We start from the raw sequence: 254 nt of genomic DNA on the forward strand, positions 1-254 counted from the left end.
CACCCTGCCTTCGAACATCACCGCACAGCGCTGCGCCAGGGCCGCGGCCGCGCCCGGATCATGGGTGATGAACAGCAGGCTCAAGCCCCGCGCGCGCTGCAGGTCGCGCAGCAGGCCCAGAACCTGGCGGCGGCTGATCGCGTCCAGCGCGCTGACCGCTTCGTCGCAGACCAGCAGCTCGGGTTCGAGCATCAGCGCGCGGGCGATGGCGATGCGCTGGCGCTGGCCGCCCGAGAAGGCGTGCGGATGGCGGT

At 72.4% G+C, this 254-nt stretch carries 1 protein-coding gene; it reads right to left on the reverse strand.

Annotation, left to right across the window (positions count from 1 at the left end):
• Nucleotides 1-254, reverse strand: a 254-nt coding sequence (locus tag FLQ44_RS21820; RefSeq protein ID WP_147696047.1) for an ATP-binding cassette domain-containing protein, incomplete at both ends; no start/stop codon positions are given.

Source organism: Vogesella mureinivorans (genome assembly GCF_007644035.1).
GTDB lineage: Bacteria > Pseudomonadota > Gammaproteobacteria > Burkholderiales > Chromobacteriaceae > Vogesella > Vogesella mureinivorans.